Genomic DNA, 15,148 nt, shown 5'->3' on the forward strand with positions numbered 1-15,148 from the left:
ACGGCACGGAAATCATCGTGAACGCTATCTGCCCGAGGGCGTCACTCCGGCGAGTAGAAGGTGCCCTTGCCCGCGATGTGGGGGAGATCGGTGTCGATGGTGACCTCCACCCGCCCGGGGCCGGTCGGCAGGGTCTCCGGCACCCACAGCGCGTTGCTCGGCCCGAACGGCGTGCCGTCGCCCAGCGGAACCGGCGGGAAGCTGCCGCTCGCACCGGTATCCAGATTGCGCCAGCTCAGGGTCGCCGTCGCGCCGCAGCCCGGATTCGGGATGGGCAGGAACGTGAATTCGGCGCGCACCCAGACGGTTTGCTTGCCGTAGTAGGTGTTCTGGGGATCGTGGAACGCCTGGATCTGACCGAAGCAGGGAAAGGCCCCCGACCCGGCGGTGTAGGCGGGGGTGAAGGTGGTGATCGGGTCGGCGGCGGCGGTGCCGGTGACCGCGAACAGCGCGGCCGCGGCGAGCGGCAGGGCGAACAGGGGACGGATCCAGCGCATCGCGACTCCTCGAATTGATTACGGGGACAAACGAATGTCGGTGAGAACCCGGCCAACGCTACCGTTCACTGGTCACGGCGCTGCCGGTCACTGGTCACGACGCTGCCAGCGGTGCGCGAATTCGCCCGGGGCGGGCGGCGGGCCGGGCAGGTCGCCGGTGGCGGTGAGGCCGTCGACGAGCAGGGCCAGCACCCGGCGGCGCAGCTGGGCGGTGCGTTCGGTATCCGGCAGCGTGACGGCGGCGCACGCCTCGAGGATCAGGCCCAGATCGGCGACGGTCACCTCCGGGCGCAAGGTGCCGGATTCCCGTGCGCGGCGCAGGAGTTCGTCATTGAGCTCGGCGCTGCGCATCACATCGGGGAGGATCGAGTCGTCGGCGGTGAAGGTGCCGGCCAGGTGCACCGCCAGCGAGTGGACGTCGGCGTCGACGACATTGCGCAGGAACTCCACCAGCGCCGCCCAGCCGTCGGGATTCTCCAGGGCCGCTTCGGCTTCCGCGTTGTAGCGACGCAACCCGCTGTAGCAGAGGGTGCGCAGCAGATCCTCCTTGCTCGGATAGCGGCGGTACAGCGCGCTGATGCCGACGCCCGCGCGCTCGGCGACGGCCGAGATCGGGGCCTTGGGTTCGGCGAGGAACACGTCGCGGGCGGCGGCCAGGATGAGTTCGTCATTGCGCGCGGCCTGGGCCTTGCGGCCGGGCAGGGCCCGCTGAGCTGTGGTTTCGGCTGTTTTCGGCATGAATCGAGAATAGCACTTGAACGGAATGATCCGTTCCGCTATGGTTTAAACAGAACGAAGCATTCCGTTCCACAAAGGAGAGAATGATGAACGCCCAGCCCACCACCGCCATCCGCCCGTTCCGCATCGACGTCCCCCAGGCCCAGCTGGACGATCTGGCCGACCGCCTGCGCAAGACCCTGTGGCCGAACGAGCTCCCCGGCGTCGCCGACGCCTACGGCGTCACCAACGACCGGGTGCGCGGGCTGGCGAAGTACTGGCTGGAGGAGTTCGACTGGCGGGCGCTGGAAGCCACGCTCAACGCCTACCCGCAGTTCACGACCGAGATCGAGGGCGAGGACATCCACTTCCTGCACGTGCGGTCCTCGCGGGCGGACGCCACCCCGGTCATCCTCACCCACGGCTGGCCCGGCTCGGTCCTGGAGTACCTGGACGTGATCACCCCGCTCACCGAACCCGAGGACGCCGAGGCGCCCGCCTTCCACGTGGTCATCCCCTCGCTGCCGGGCTTCGGGTTCTCCGGCCCGACCCGGTCCACCGGCTGGAGCCGCTACCGCACCGCCGGCGCCTGGGTGGAGCTGATGAACCGGCTCGGGTACGAGCGTTTCGGCGCGATCGGCAATGACGGCGGCTCGATGGTCTCCCCCGAGATCGGCCGCATCGCCCCCGATCGGGTGGTCGGAGTCCATGTGACGCAACTGTTCTCGTTCCCGTCCGGCGATCCGGCCGAGATGGCCGGCCTGTCCGAGGAGGACATGGCGGCGCTGGCGCATCTGCAGTGGTTCTACGAGAACAAGATGGCCTTCAACACCTTGCACAGCCAGCAGCCGCAGACCATCGCGTTCGCGCTCGCGGATTCGCCGGTGGGCCTGCTGGGTTGGAACGCGCAGCTGTTCAGCGAGGGCCTGGACGAAGACTTCGTCATCGGCAACACGGCCATCTACTGGCTGACCGGCACCGCCGGGTCGTCGCTGCGCTTCTACTACGAGGACGCGCACGCCGAGCAGCCGCAAGGCCCGACCACGGTGCCCACCGGGCTGGCCATGTTCAAGGGTGACTTCCAGTCCATTCGCCGCTTCGCCGAGCGGGATCACAAGAACATCGTGAGCTGGCATGCGTACGACGTGAATTCGTCCACGTCGACGAGCGCCAATGACGCCGCCGGGCACTACGCCGCGCACGAGGCGACCGACGTGCTGGTCGCCGACATCCGCGAATTCTTCGCCGGTTTGCGCTGATTCGTCTCCGACGGGCCCGCACCCTCAGGGTTGCGGGCCCGTCGCATGCCTGGACCCTCCCGCATGTTCGCGAGACGCGCGGCGATGTTCCCCGGCGGCTCCCGTTGATGTACTTATCTCACCTTCGCGACAACGAATAACCCGAGGTGAGAGACATGAACATCGCCCTTTTCGGAGCCACCGGAACCGTCGGCCGCCACGCGGTCACCCAGGCCCTCGCGGCCGGACACCAGGTCACCGTCCTGGTCCGCGATCCGGCCAAACTGACCGTCACCCACGAGCGGCTGCGGGTCGTCACCGGCGACGTCCTGGACCCGGCCGCCGTCGAGCGGGCCGTCATCGGACAGGACGCGGTGATCGTCGCGCTCGGCGCGGGCCGCAAGGGCGTGGTGCGCGCCGAGGGCACCCGCCACGTCATCGAGGCCATGAACCGGACCGGCGTGAAACGGCTGATCTGCCAGTCCTCGCTCGGCGTCGGCGACAGCGCGGGCAACCTGAACTTCGTCTGGAAGTACATCATGTTCGGCATGCTGCTGCGCCCGGCCTTCGCCGATCACGTGCGGCAGGAGGAGTACGTGCTGGCCAGCGATCTGGACTGGACCATCGTGCGGCCCAGCGCCTTCACCGACGGCCCGGCCACCGGCGACTACCGCCGCGGCTTCCCGGGCACGGAATCCGGTCTGAAGCTGAAGATCTCGCGCGCCGACGTGGCCGGGTTCCTGGTCGAGCAGCTCACCGACACCTCGTATGTGCGTCGTACGCCGGGCATTTCGCACTGATCAGGTCAGGCGTGCTCGTGCATGTCACCCCAGGACGGGAAGGGATCCGGGTACCGCAGCCACGCCTGCGGCCCGGCTTCCCACTCGGTGTCGGTGAGCAGCGCGGCCGTCAGCAGGTCCCGCACATGCGGCCGGTCGAGCTTCACACCGATGAAGACGATCTCCTGTCCCGGAGCCAGATCCAGTGCGTCCCAGTGCGCGCCCGGCTCGAACGTGAGATTCGGACCGGCCTGCGACCAGATGGCCGCCAGGTCCGGACGGCTGGCCAGCCAGAAGAAGCCCTTGCTGCGCAGCAGCCGTTCCAGCTGGGAGAGGGCCGCGTCGAGACGCTGCGGATGGAAGGGCCGATCGGCGGTGAAGGTGAGGCTGCCGATGCCGTACTCCTCGGTCTCGGGGGTGTGGCCGCCCGCCAATTCCTCCGTCCAGCCGTCGAATTGGGCCGCCAGGTCCGGGTTGTAGCGCCCGGTGTCGAGCACCTCGGCGAGATCGACCACGCCGCGCGCTGACCGCACGACGCGTGCCCCCGGATTCAGTCGCCGCACGGTCGCCTCCACCGTGCCCACGGCGTTCGCGCTCACCAGGTCGGTCTTGTTGAGTACCAGCACATTCGCGAACTCGACCTGTTCGATGAGCAGGTCGGCGATGGTGCGCGCATCCCCCTCACCCGCCTCCAGATTCCGTTCCGCCAGCGCCTGCCCCTTGACGACTTCGGCGAGGAAGGTGGAGCAGTCGACGACGGTCACCATGGTGTCCAGTCGCGCGAGCTCGCCGAGCCGGAAGCCGTCCTCGAACTCCCACTCGAAGGTGGCGGCCACCGGCATGGGCTCGGAGATGCCGGTGGATTCGATGACCAGCTGATCGAAGCGCCCTTCGCGGGCGAGCTTGCCCACCGATTCGATGAGGTCCTCGCGCAGCGTGCAGCAGATGCAGCCGTTGGTGAGTTCGACCAGTTTCTCCTCGGTCCGGTCCAAGTGCCCCTGCCCCGCGACCAGGGCCGCGTCGATGTTCACCTCGCTCATGTCGTTGACGATGACCGCCACCCGGCGACCCTCCCGATTGGCCAGGATGTGGTTGAGCAGGGTCGTCTTACCCGCGCCGAGGAAGCCGGACAGCACGGTCACGGGCAAGGGCTGGGTCTGCGGATCGAAAGTCATAGCATTAATGGTAACGGTTTTCATTTGCAGGTTGCGATCGGTGGCCGAAAACGCGAAACGCCCGGCCGGAACAAAATCCGGCCGGGCGTCAGCGTTCGATCAGCTCAGTGTTCGATCAGCTCAGCGTTGGATCACTTGCCCAGGGAGCCCGTCGGCAGACCGGGCAGGCCGAAGGAACCGCCGCCCCCGCCGGGCGTGGTGGCGTCCTTGACGTTCAGGGTCGAGGGCGCCGAGGTCGAGCCCTTGTACCCGGTGCCGCCGGTGTAGACCGCGGTGATCACCCGGTTGCCGGTCTGGCCGACGGTGTACTGCAGGGTCGCCTTGCCGTTGACCACGGTCACCGCGTCGCCGATCGGGGTGCCGCCGTCCATGAATCGGACGGTGCCCGAAGTGACGGCCGCGCCGGCCTCGGTCTTGACCTCGGCGGTGAAGGCCACCGCGTCACCCTTGGTGGCCGCGGCCGGAACCGTCAGGGTGGTCGTGGTGTTCAGCTCGACGGGAGCCGGATCGCTGACCGTCACGGTCGCGGCCGCACCGGTCGACGGGTTGAAGCCCTCCGCACCCGAGTAGACCGCCGAAATCGCGTGGGCGCCTGCGGCATTGAAGGTGTAGGTCAGCTTCGCGCCGCCGGAGGAAAGAGCGATCGGGCCGCCGATGTCGGCGCCGCCGTCCTTGAACTGCACGGTGCCGCCCACGGCGGGCACATTGCCGGGAGCGTTCACGGTCGCCCACAGATCCGTCGCCTGACCGGTCGTCGCGGTGCTGGGGACATTCATCGTGGTGGTGGTGTCGACGATCGCGGCCGTGACCGAGACGACCGAGGCCGCCGACGTCGACGGCTGGTTCTTCGAGTCACCACCGTAGACGGCGGTGATCGAATGCGCGCCCGCGGTGGTGAAGGTCTGCGAGAGGGTCGCCGTACCGTTGTTCAGCGGAACGGCCGCACCGAGATTGGCGTCGCCGTCCTTGAACTGAACGGTGCCGGTGGCGGCGGCCGGGGCCACCGTCGCGCTCAAGGTGACCGCCTGGCCGGTGGTCGCGGTCGCCGGAGCGGTCAGGGTGGTCGTGGTGGAGTTGTTGACCGGCCCGGTGACGGTGATGGTGGCCAGCGGGCCCGCGCCCGCGTTGAGGGTGCTCTTGTCGTCGCTGGGAATGCAGCGGGTCGGGGCCCACTGGGTGCCGAGCAGCGAGGCCTTGGCCAGCGAGGTGCTGAAGTTCTGGTCGTTGCCGTAGCTGGCGGCGCTGCCCGCGGTCCGCACCTTCGGGGTGATCACGCCGGCCGCGACGGCCGTGACGGTGACGTCGACGGCGGGCAGCCGGTACCAGGATTCGCCCGCGGAGTTGGCGGTGCCGTCGAGGTTCTTCTTCAGCTTCGGCGCGCGAATGCCGCCCTCGGAATTGGTGCTGCTGGTCGGGCTGTTGCCGACGACCTCGTTATTGCCCGACAGCCGCAGGATGCCACCGGCGTTGTCGACGGCGCCGGAATCGTTGACGCGCAGCACGTTCGGGGCCACATTGTCGATATTGACGGCGGTGCCCGGCACGATCGCCGCGCTGACGAAGGTCGCGTTGTCGGGAATCGCGTAGTCGTACTTGATGCGCGACAGGTTGGTGGTGGTCGCGCCGGAGTCCTTGTCCGGGTACGAGGACGCGTTGGGCTGGATGCGATAGGTGAAGGTTTCCCCCGCCGCGACCGAGGCGGGCGCGGTGACGCTCATGGTGGCGGCGACGGACTTGTCGACCGTGATGATCGATTTCGCCTGACACGAGCTGGTGAAGCTGGTGTCACCGGCGCTCGCTGTACCCGGGGTGAGCAGCACCCCGGCGAGCATGGCCGCGCCGGTGACGGGCACGACGGCGAGCCGCTTGGACGAATGGTTCACAGGGACTCCTTACGCCCGGTCACATCGACGGAACCGGACAATCCGAACTAAACGCCGCCAGTATGCATGGTCTGACTAGAACGTGTTTTAGTTTTGATCATTTCATTCGGAAGGAATTTCCGGACGGCGGACGACCGGCCGCGGAGGACGGGAAGACGAGGTCCACGGGGGTATCGGTAGGGTCTGTGACGTGCAGTTCCTACCGCTTGCCCCGAATGGCACCACCCCGGTTCGCGCCCTCACCATCGCGGGCACCGACTCCGGCGGCGGCGCGGGCATCCAGGCCGACTCCCGCACCATGGCGCTGTGCGGCGTGCACGCGTGCGTGGCCGTCGCCGCGGTGACCGTGCAGAACACCCTGGGCGTCAGCGGGTTCCACGAGATCCCGCCGCAGATCGTCGCCGACCAGGTGCGAACCGTGGTCGGCGACATCGGGATCGGGGCGGCCAAGACCGGCATGCTGGCCTCCACCGCCATCATCGAGGCGGTCGCCGAGGTGTGCCGTGAGGTCGGCATCGGGCGGCAGGGCGGCATCCCACTGGTCGTGGATCCGGTCGCGGCCTCCATGCACGGCGACGCGCTGCTGCACGCCGAGGCGCTGGACGCGGTGCGGCACACGCTGATTCCGCTGGCCACCGTGGTCACGCCGAACCTGGACGAGGTCCGGCTCATCACCGGCATCGAGGTGGTCGACGACCGGTCCGCGCGCAAGGCCGCCGAAGCGCTGATCGCGCTCGGCCCGCAGTGGGCGATCGTCAAGGGCGGGCACCTGCGCACCTCCGAGCAGTCCACCGACCTGCTCTTCGACGGCGACACCTTCCACGAACTCCCGGCCAGACGCCTCGCCACCGGCAACGACCACGGCGGCGGGGACACCCTGGCCGCGGCCATCTGCTGCGCGCTCGCCCACGGGTACTCGGTGCCCGACGCGGTCGCCTTCGCCAAGGAATGGACCTTCCGTTGCCTGGAAGCCTCCTACGACCTGGGCGCGGGGCACGGACCGGTGTCGCCGCTGTGGCGGCTGCACGCCTGAGCTCGCCGGTCGGCGGAATCCCGCTCCCAGGAACCTCCCAGGCAGGGCGCAGGCTGATGTGAGTCTGGTGATCGAGGTTGGTCACCATGAACGACACCGTGACCGCCGTCCGGGCGGCGGAACCCACTGCAGCAGTGACCGCGCCCGTCGTGGACGTGGTCGTTCCCGTCTACAACGAAGAGATCGATCTCGGGCCCTGCGTGCGCCGGCTGCACGCCTTCCTGACCCTGAACTTCCCGTTCACGGCCCGAATCACCATCGCCGACAACGCCTCCACCGACTCCACCCTCACCGTGGCGCGACAGCTGGCCGCCCAGCTGGACGGGGTGCGCGTGGTGCACCTGGACCGCAAGGGCCGCGGCCGGGCGCTCCGCGAGGTGTGGCAGGCGTCCGACGCGCAGGTCGTCGCCTACATGGACGTGGACCTCTCCACCGACCTGAACGCGCTGCTGCCGCTGGTCGCGCCGCTGGTGTCCGGGCACTCCGACGTGGCCATCGGCACCCGGCTGGCCTCCCAGTCCCGGGTGGTCCGCGGACCCAAGCGCGAGATCATCTCCCGCTGCTACAACCTCATCCTGCGGACCTCCCTGCAGGCCAAGTTCTCCGACGCGCAGTGCGGGTTCAAGGCCATGCGCTCCCAGGTGGCCAAGCTGGTGCTGCCGCTGGTGGAGGACGGCGAATGGTTCTTCGACACCGAACTGCTGGTGCTGGCCGAGAAGATCGGGCTGCGTATCCACGAGGTGCCGGTGGACTGGATCGACGACCCGGACTCCCGGGTCGACATCGTCGACACCGCCCGCAAGGACCTGCTCGGCATCTGGCGGGTGGGGCGGGCGCTGACCACCGGGCGGCTGCCGATCAACGAACTGCGGGCGGCCATCGGGCGTGAGCCGCTGGTCGAGGGTGTACCGCTGGGGATGGTCGGGCAGCTGGTGCGGTTCGGCATCGTGGGTGTCACCTCGACGCTGGCGTATCTGCTGCTCTATGTACTGCTGCAAGGGATTACGGGGGCGCAGGCCGCCAACTTCCTGGCGCTCCTGATCACCGCGGTCGGTAACACCGCGGCCAACCGGGCCTTCACGTTCGGGGTGCGCGGGTCCAATCAAGCTGTGTCGCACCACTTCCAGGGCCTGGCCATCTTCGGCGTCGGGCTGGCTTTGACCTCGGGCTCGCTGTTCGCGTTGCACCATTGGGCTCCCGACGCGGCCGTCCATCTGGAACTGGTTGTGCTGGTCGTGGCCAACCTGGTCGCCACGCTGCTGCGGTTCGTCGGACTGCGCTGGGTGTTCCGCAATGCCGGGAAGCACGCCACGCCCGAGGTGACGCGTTGACCCCCTTCTCCCGTGCGCAGCAAGGACTTCCGGACGATTGTCGGCTCGCCGCCATCGACTTCCCGTACCGTCACCGCCCCGAACACGGCGAACTGCCGTTCTGGACCATCCCCAACGATCCCCAGACCGATCGAATCAGCCGAGGAGGCGACCGATGACCGCGACACTGACCGAGACCCGGGTCGCCCCGCCCCCGGCCGAGCCGCCCGCTGCGCGCGGCGACCGCCGGGAGTACCTGGCCCTGGCCGCCCTGCTGGCCGGCACGGCCGTCGCCTACCTGTGGAACCTGTCCGCCAACGGCTGGGCCAACTCCTTCTATTCGGCCGCGGTGCAGGCGGGTTCGGTGTCGTGGAAGGCGTTCTTCTTCGGCTCTTCCGACGCGGCCAACTCGATCACCGTGGACAAGACGCCGCTGTCGCTGTGGCCCATGGAGATCTCGGTGCGGATCTTCGGGCTGCACAGCTGGAGCATGCTGCTGCCGCAGGCGCTGCTCGGCGTGGCGTCGGTGGCGTTGCTGTGGGCGATCGTGCGCCGGAACTTCGGGGCGACCGCCGGACTGCTGGCGGGGCTGGTGCTCGCGCTGACTCCCATCGCGGCCGTGATGTTCCGGTTCAACAACCCCGACGCGATGCTGGTGTTCCTCATGCTGGCGGCGGCCTGGGCCATGACCCGGGCGGTCGCCGACGGGCGGTGGCGCTGGCTGGTGGTCACCGGCGCGTTCATCGGATTGGGCTTCCTGGCCAAACAATTGCAGGTGCTGCTGGTGGTGCCCGCGCTGGCGCTCACCTACCTGATCGCCGGGCCGCCCGCGCTGGGCAAGCGGATCGCGCAGCTGGTCGCGGCGGGCGCGGCCATGGTGGCCGGTGCGGGCTGGTGGGTGCTGCTCGCCGAGCTGTGGCCCGCCGCGGACCGGCCGTACTTCGGTGGCTCGCAGCATAATTCGATCATCGAACTGACCCTCGGCTACAACGGCCTGGGCCGGTTGAACGGCGAGGAGCGCGGAAGCGTCGGCGGTTTCGGCGGCGACATGCCGAACGGCGGGGGCGGCATGTGGGGCACGCCCGGCATCGGGCGGCTGTTCGAGCCGCAGCAGGCGGGTCAGATCGCCTGGCTCATCCCGGCGGCGCTGGTGCTGCTCGTGACCGGAATCGTCCTGCGCGGCACGCTGACCCGCACCGACCCGCAGCGCGCCACGCTCATCCTGTTCGGCGGCTGGCTGGTCGGAACCGGACTGGTTTTCAGCTTCATGAAGGGCATCTTCCACCCGTACTACACGGTGGCGCTGGCCCCCGGTGTGGCCGCGCTGATCGGCGCGGGCTCGGTGCTCGCCTGGCGGCACCGCGACCAGCTCTGGGTGCGGTCGGCCCTGGTCGCGACCATGGGTCTGACCACCGCCACCGCGTGGATCATCCTGTCCCGCAGCACGTCCTTCGTACCCTGGCTGCGCTGGACGGTCCTGGTCGGCGGCATCGCCGTCACCGTGCTGCTGCTCCTCCGCCTGCCCCGCAAGGCCGGTGTGTCCGTCGCGGCGGCCGCGGTGATCCTCGGCCTGGCGGCGCCCACCGCCTACGCCGTGAACGGGATCGCCACCGCGCACCAGGGACCGATGCCTTCGGCCGGTCCGGCGGTCCGCGGCGGCTGGGGTCCGGGTGGACCCCGCGGCGGCGACGGTCCTAACGGGTTCCCCGGCAACGTCTTCGGCGAAGGGAACGGATTCGCGCCCGGCAATGGCGGCGACGGCGGCAATGGCGGCCCGCGCAACGGCGCTCCGGTCGGTCAGCCCGGCGGCAGCCAGCACGGCGCGGGCATGAACCGCGGCGGTGCCACGAACGTCGGCCCGGGCGGAACCGCCGGTGGGCCTGAGGGATTCGGCGGCGCGGCGGGCAACATGATGATGGCGAGCCGCCCCAGCGCCAAGGTCACCGACCTGTTGAAGGCGAGCGGCTCCGAGTACACCTGGGTGGCGGCCACCGTCAGCTCGAACTCGGCGGCCGGCTTCCAGCTGGCGACGGAACTACCGGTCATGCCCATCGGCGGCTTCAACGGCAGCGACCCCTCACCCACCCTCGCCCAGTTCCAGGAGTACGTCCAGGTGGGCCGCATCCACTACTTCATCGCGGGCAGCCAGATGGGCGGCGAACGCGGCGGCAACGGCACCAGCTCCCAGATCACCGCCTGGGTCAAGGACCACTTCACCGCCGAGGAAGTAGACGGCATCACCCTCTACGACCTCACCGCCCCCAAAACCAACTGACCGGCGGGCTTGCCCCCGCCACAACACAACCGAGCGCCCGCACCCCTCCGGATGCGGGCGCTCGGTTCTTCATTGCGCCCCACCACGACCCGATAAACTGAATGTGACGGCCGTCACGATCCAGGGAATCCGCATGAGCACGCCGCATCCCCTCCCCGATGAGCATCGAGAAGCCTTCTGGCGCAGGGCCGGATGGGATCCGTTCCTCCCTGACATCGAACGCGAGCGCATCGAATGCCGCTGGGACGACGAATCGATCGAATTGGCAGAAGTTTTCGGCTTCTGATCAGTGCGGGCTGTTCATGTACGCAGACCCATTGGTCACAATCCCGAACGCCTGCGACAGCAGAGTGAAGAGAACCCCAAGAACGCCCATATCGACTTCCGTTTCCTAACTTCCGATGGGCACGAAAAGGTCCCGCCCCCAAGAAATACGTCCACGCGAGCCTATCGCGAATCGCCAACCATTCAACCCGCACCACATCACACGACCGATAGGGCTACCGATACCGAGAACAATGATCGGTGCGGACCAGGGGAGCCTCCGCCGGCCACCGCTGTCCCGCTGAGCGGACGAGGTCGGGTGAAGGAGCTGTGGGGCGGATGGGGGCTGCTAGGTTCCGCGGTTATGAGGTCGTCGCTCGTTGTGCTCGCCGCTGCTCTCACCGTCGGCTTCGCCGTTCAGGCGCCGATTGCCCTGGCCGACAGCGGGTCATCCGCGTCCGGGTCGGCGAGCGGGTCGGCGTCGGGGTCGAGTGACCTGTGGCCCGCGCCCACGGCGGCCGCGGATCAGTTCACGTTTCTGGTCGCCTACAGTTTCGGCAATCGGATTCCGGCCGGGGCCGATCCCGCGCGCACCGAGGGTGAGCCCGGGCCCGTGAACGAGGCGCTTGCCGCCGCCGTCGTGGCCGCTCGCGGCGGCAGGAGCATTCCCGTATACGCCCAGACCGTCATCGCCGACGTGCTTCGCGCCAAGTACGGCATGACCGATGTCGTCGCGATCGCCGCCGATCAACAGGCCGATGGCACGCTGACCTACCTGTCCACCGATGGGGTGGCGAAAAAGGTTGCGGCACTGCGTGGCACCTCCCAGGCCATCGATGTCGCCGGTGTCATCGCGTTCAAGGATCACCTGTGGCGCGCGACGTACACGACTCGCGACAACGGACTGCACGCGTACGCACCCGCCGGAATCACCATGCCCAGCCAGTACGATTCGCAATCCGGTCAAGCCTGGACCACCAGCGCCACGACCTACCTCCCGGTGGACATGGCGGCCCGAATCCCCCTGCTGCTCAACGGCACCGGCAGCAGTCGCTGATTCGGCAGCCCTCGAATACCACAGGCCGAGCAACCGCGCTCGGGGGCTACAGGGCGAGCATGGCGGCGGCGGTCTGGTCGGCCACGGTGCGGGACAAGTCGGTACCCATGCCGTCGAGGACCAGGAGCTGCGCCCCAGGGATTTCGGCGGCGAGGACCTCGGCGTTGCCGAGCGGGAAGAACGGGTTGGCGCGGCCGTGCACCACGAGCGTGGGTACGGCGAGCCGACCGAGCCGGTCCCGCCAGCGCGGGGCGCAATCGATGCGGGCGAACGTCATCCCGAGCTGGTTCGCCTGGTGCACCGCGGGATCGGTCGACGGCGTGCGATCCCAGATTCGGGCAGCGGTCGCCCGCGCGTCCTCAGGATCGTTGCCCAACAGCTCGGCTCCCGCGGCGGCGAACTCCGCGACAGCGCCTCGGTCGGTCCAGTCCGGTTGCGGGTGGGCGAACAACGCGCCCATCACAGCGGGGTCATGGTCGGGTAGGTCGTCGTCGACTGGGCCCGGTGCGACCGGCCGGGTGTTGACCAGGGTCAGTGCGGTGAATACGTCCGGGTGGTCCAGCGCGGCGACCTGAGCAACCATCCCACCGACGCCCACCCCACCGAGATGGGCGGTCCCGGCACCGAGCGCCTTGACCGACGCAACCGCATCCGCGACAAGATCCCGCAGGTCGTACCCCAGATTTTCGGGGTCGATGGTCGTCGACGCACCGGAGTCGCGCAGGTCGTAGCGCACCACGTGCCGCCCGCCGGACGCGAGCCGCTCGCACAGCTCGTCGGGCCAGGACAGCATCGTCGGGCTGCCGACCAGCAGGACGAGCGGATCGTCCGCCCGCCCGAAGCCCTCGATGCCGAGGTCCACACCGTTCGCCCGCACCGAGGTCACGCCCATCCGAATCGGTCCCGTCATGCCGAACTCCTGTCTGTCGGTTCACCTCGATATACCGACGACGAATCGAGCGGAAAGTCATCGGCGTGGCCGCGACAGCGGCTGTCAGGCGTGCCATCCAGCGCGTCTGCCCGCTTCCTCCTATTCGACGAAACTCCAGCTAGGCCGGATCTACGCTCGAACCAGGGCCCGACACCCGCGTCGGGCCGCTGTCGCGAAAGGAGATCATCATGGCCGTCGCCGTCATCGTCGAACTCGACGACACAACGGTCGAGGAGTACGACTCGATTCTCGAGATCTTGGGATTCGCGCCCGGCGGCCCCATGGCTACGGGCGGACTATTCCACTGGGCGACCACCACGGACAGGGGGCTCCGAGTCACCGACGTCTGGAACTCCCCCGAGGAATTCCAGCGCTTCGCCAACGAACGACTGGCCCCGGCGCTCGAAAAGGCTGGAGTAACCAGCGAGCCCCGTATCTCGTTCGAACCGGTCCACAGTTATCTGATCGCCGGCTGACCGAAGCCGCACCGCCTCGGCACCGCTGGCCGGGAGGTCAGCGGGCTGCTTCGAGGGCGGTGTGGAGGGTGGCGGCCCACTGCTGGACGATTTCCTTGCGGCGCAAGGAGTCATCGGTCAGGACGTCGGCGAGGCCGAGGCCACGGGCCAGGTCGAGGGTGGCTTGGACCAGGTGGTGGGTGACGGGGTCGGTGTCGTCCACACCCAGGGCTTCGATGGCCATGCGGTGGGAGATGCGGCCGAAGCGGGCTTCCATGGGGACGATGCGTTCGCGGAGGACCGGGTCGGCGGCGGCATGGGTCCAGACCTGGAGGGCCGCTTTGAAGATGGGGGCGGTGTAGGACTCGACCAAACCCGCGACCACGGCCTCGGTGCGGGCGACGCCCTGCGCTACCTCGGCGACCGCCAGCGCGTCCGCCTTGGCCTGGGCCATACGGGTTTCGAACATGTACTCCAGGGCGGCGGTGATCAGATCCTCACGGGTGGGGAAATGATGCTGGGCGGCACCGCGCGACACCCCGGCTCGTTCGGCGACGACGGCGACCGTGGCGGCCGCCCAGCCCATCTGGGACAGGCAGTCGATGGTCGCCTCCAGCAGCCGCTGCCGGGTGGCCCGGCTGCGGTCCTGCTTGGGTTCGTGGGGTGTCGCCATGGTGACCTATTGTGCCCAGCTCGGTGGGCGGCGCTGCAGGAAGGCCGTCATGCCCTCGATCACCTCGGGGGTGCCGAAGTAGCTTGCGGAGCGTTTGGCCAGTTCCTCGGCCCGCTGGTCGAAGACCTCGAGCAGGTCGGTGTTGACCAGACGCTTGGCCTCGGCCAGGCCTTGGGGGGAGCCCTTGCGGAGTTCGGCACGCAGGCGGGCCACCTCGGCGGCGGGGTCGTCGGCGGCCACGGTGATGAGGCCGTTGCGTTCGGCCTCGGCGGCGTCGAAGGTCTCGCCGGTGGAGAAGTAGCGCGCGGCCGCGCGGGCGGACATGCGCGGCAGCAGAGTCAGGGAGATCATGAACGGGGCCAAGCCGATACGTACCTCGGTGAGGCCGAAACTGCTGTCACGGCCCGCGACGGCCAGGTCGCACGCGCCGACGATGCCCATGCCGCCCGCGCGCACATTGCCGTTCACCTGCGCCACCACGGGCTTGGGCATGGCCAGGACGGTGCGCAGCACCGAGATCATCCACTGCGTGCGGATCTCGGCGGCGGCCGCTGGATCGGCGTCCACCGCCTCCTTGAGATCGGCTCCGGCGCAGAAGGTGTTGCCGGTGTGGGTGAGAACCACGCCGCGCACGGCGTCGTCGGCGGCGGCCCGTTCCAGGCCCGCGAGCAGTTCGGTCACCAGCCGCGAGGACAGGGCATTGCGATTGTGCGGCGAATCCAGGGTCAGTACCGCGAATCCGTCGCTCACCTCGTAGCGCACGAACGGCGCGTCCGCGGTGGCACCGGCTGTGTCGGTCATCGAATACTCCTGCTGCTGAGTGACTTACGGAAAAGCGGGACGAGTGGCGGTGGCCGCGCG

General features: G+C 68.8%; 15 protein-coding genes. 8 read left to right on the top strand and 7 right to left on the bottom strand.

Going from position 1 to position 15,148, the window contains the following annotated elements; translation table 11 throughout:
• Nucleotides 1–41: 41 nt before the first annotated feature.
• Together ABZ412_RS25805 and ABZ412_RS25810 are read right to left on the bottom strand one after the other, a co-directional pair.
• Complete coding sequence (locus ABZ412_RS25805; RefSeq protein ID WP_357284688.1) at nt 42–497, bottom strand: hypothetical protein; 456 nt, start codon at nt 495–497, stop codon at nt 42–44.
• An 87-nt stretch (nt 498–584) separates the two neighbouring features.
• Nucleotides 585–1,235, bottom strand: coding sequence for a TetR/AcrR family transcriptional regulator (locus tag ABZ412_RS25810; protein WP_357284691.1), 651 nt, complete (start codon nt 1,233–1,235; stop codon nt 585–587).
• 86 nt (nt 1,236–1,321) lie between these two features.
• Between ABZ412_RS25810 and ABZ412_RS25815 the strand changes: the two genes are divergently transcribed.
• Both ABZ412_RS25815 and ABZ412_RS25820 read left to right on the top strand, forming a co-directional pair.
• Nucleotides 1,322–2,473: an epoxide hydrolase family protein gene (locus ABZ412_RS25815; RefSeq protein ID WP_357284693.1), complete on the top strand. Its 1,152-nt coding sequence runs from the start codon at nt 1,322–1,324 to the stop codon at nt 2,471–2,473.
• A 155-nt stretch (nt 2,474–2,628) separates the two neighbouring features.
• Nucleotides 2,629–3,252: an SDR family oxidoreductase gene (locus ABZ412_RS25820; RefSeq protein ID WP_357284697.1), complete on the top strand. Its 624-nt coding sequence runs from the start codon at nt 2,629–2,631 to the stop codon at nt 3,250–3,252.
• 5 nt (nt 3,253–3,257) lie between these two features.
• On the opposite strand, the gene ABZ412_RS25825 is transcribed toward ABZ412_RS25820, so the two are convergent.
• Nucleotides 3,258–4,406, bottom strand: coding sequence for a GTP-binding protein (locus tag ABZ412_RS25825; protein WP_357284700.1), 1,149 nt, complete (start codon nt 4,404–4,406; stop codon nt 3,258–3,260).
• A 131-nt stretch (nt 4,407–4,537) separates the two neighbouring features.
• Nucleotides 4,538–6,289: an Ig-like domain-containing protein gene (locus ABZ412_RS25830; protein WP_357284703.1), complete on the bottom strand. Its 1,752-nt coding sequence runs from the start codon at nt 6,287–6,289 to the stop codon at nt 4,538–4,540.
• 190 nt (nt 6,290–6,479) lie between these two features.
• Here ABZ412_RS25830 and thiD point away from each other — a divergent pair, with 190 nt between their 5' ends.
• From thiD to ABZ412_RS25855, 5 genes are all read left to right on the top strand, one after another.
• Nucleotides 6,480–7,322 (top strand): bifunctional hydroxymethylpyrimidine kinase/phosphomethylpyrimidine kinase, encoded by an 843-nt coding sequence (gene thiD / locus ABZ412_RS25835; protein ID WP_357284705.1) that lies wholly within the window; start codon nt 6,480–6,482, stop codon nt 7,320–7,322.
• A gap of 86 nt (nt 7,323–7,408) precedes the next feature.
• Nucleotides 7,409–8,653 carry a glycosyltransferase gene (locus tag ABZ412_RS25840; RefSeq protein ID WP_357284708.1) on the top strand — a complete coding sequence of 415 codons (1,245 nt, stop codon included), beginning with the start codon at nt 7,409–7,411 and terminating at the stop codon, nt 8,651–8,653.
• Nucleotides 8,654–8,807: 154 nt separating this feature from the next.
• Complete coding sequence (locus tag ABZ412_RS25845; protein WP_357284711.1) at nt 8,808–10,907, top strand: glycosyltransferase family 39 protein; 2,100 nt, start codon at nt 8,808–8,810, stop codon at nt 10,905–10,907.
• A gap of 133 nt (nt 10,908–11,040) precedes the next feature.
• Nucleotides 11,041–11,193, top strand: coding sequence for a hypothetical protein (locus tag ABZ412_RS25850; protein ID WP_357284714.1), 153 nt, complete (start codon nt 11,041–11,043; stop codon nt 11,191–11,193).
• A gap of 342 nt (nt 11,194–11,535) precedes the next feature.
• Nucleotides 11,536–12,228, top strand: a complete 693-nt coding sequence (locus tag ABZ412_RS25855; RefSeq protein WP_357284717.1) for a hypothetical protein — start codon at nt 11,536–11,538, stop codon at nt 12,226–12,228.
• A 46-nt stretch (nt 12,229–12,274) separates the two neighbouring features.
• Here the strand turns inward: ABZ412_RS25855 and ABZ412_RS25860 are convergent, their stop codons facing one another.
• Nucleotides 12,275–13,138, bottom strand: coding sequence for an alpha/beta hydrolase (locus ABZ412_RS25860; protein WP_357284720.1), 864 nt, complete (start codon nt 13,136–13,138; stop codon nt 12,275–12,277).
• A 209-nt stretch (nt 13,139–13,347) separates the two neighbouring features.
• On the opposite strand from ABZ412_RS25860, the gene ABZ412_RS25865 reads away from it, so the two are divergent.
• Nucleotides 13,348–13,635: a hypothetical protein gene (locus ABZ412_RS25865; protein WP_357284722.1), complete on the top strand. Its 288-nt coding sequence runs from the start codon at nt 13,348–13,350 to the stop codon at nt 13,633–13,635.
• 37 nt (nt 13,636–13,672) lie between these two features.
• Here ABZ412_RS25865 and ABZ412_RS25870 read toward each other — a convergent pair whose 3' ends face one another.
• A complete protein-coding gene (locus ABZ412_RS25870) occupies nt 13,673–14,287 on the bottom strand; it encodes a TetR/AcrR family transcriptional regulator (protein WP_357284725.1) in 615 nt (204 codons plus the stop codon).
• A 6-nt stretch (nt 14,288–14,293) separates the two neighbouring features.
• A complete protein-coding gene (locus tag ABZ412_RS25875) occupies nt 14,294–15,088 on the bottom strand; it encodes an enoyl-CoA hydratase family protein (protein ID WP_357284731.1) in 795 nt (264 codons plus the stop codon).
• Between the last annotated feature and the right edge of the window lie 60 nt (nt 15,089–15,148).

The sequence above is a fragment of the Nocardia sp. NPDC005746 genome (assembly GCF_040630785.1).
Taxonomy (GTDB): Bacteria; Actinomycetota; Actinomycetes; order Mycobacteriales; family Mycobacteriaceae; genus Nocardia.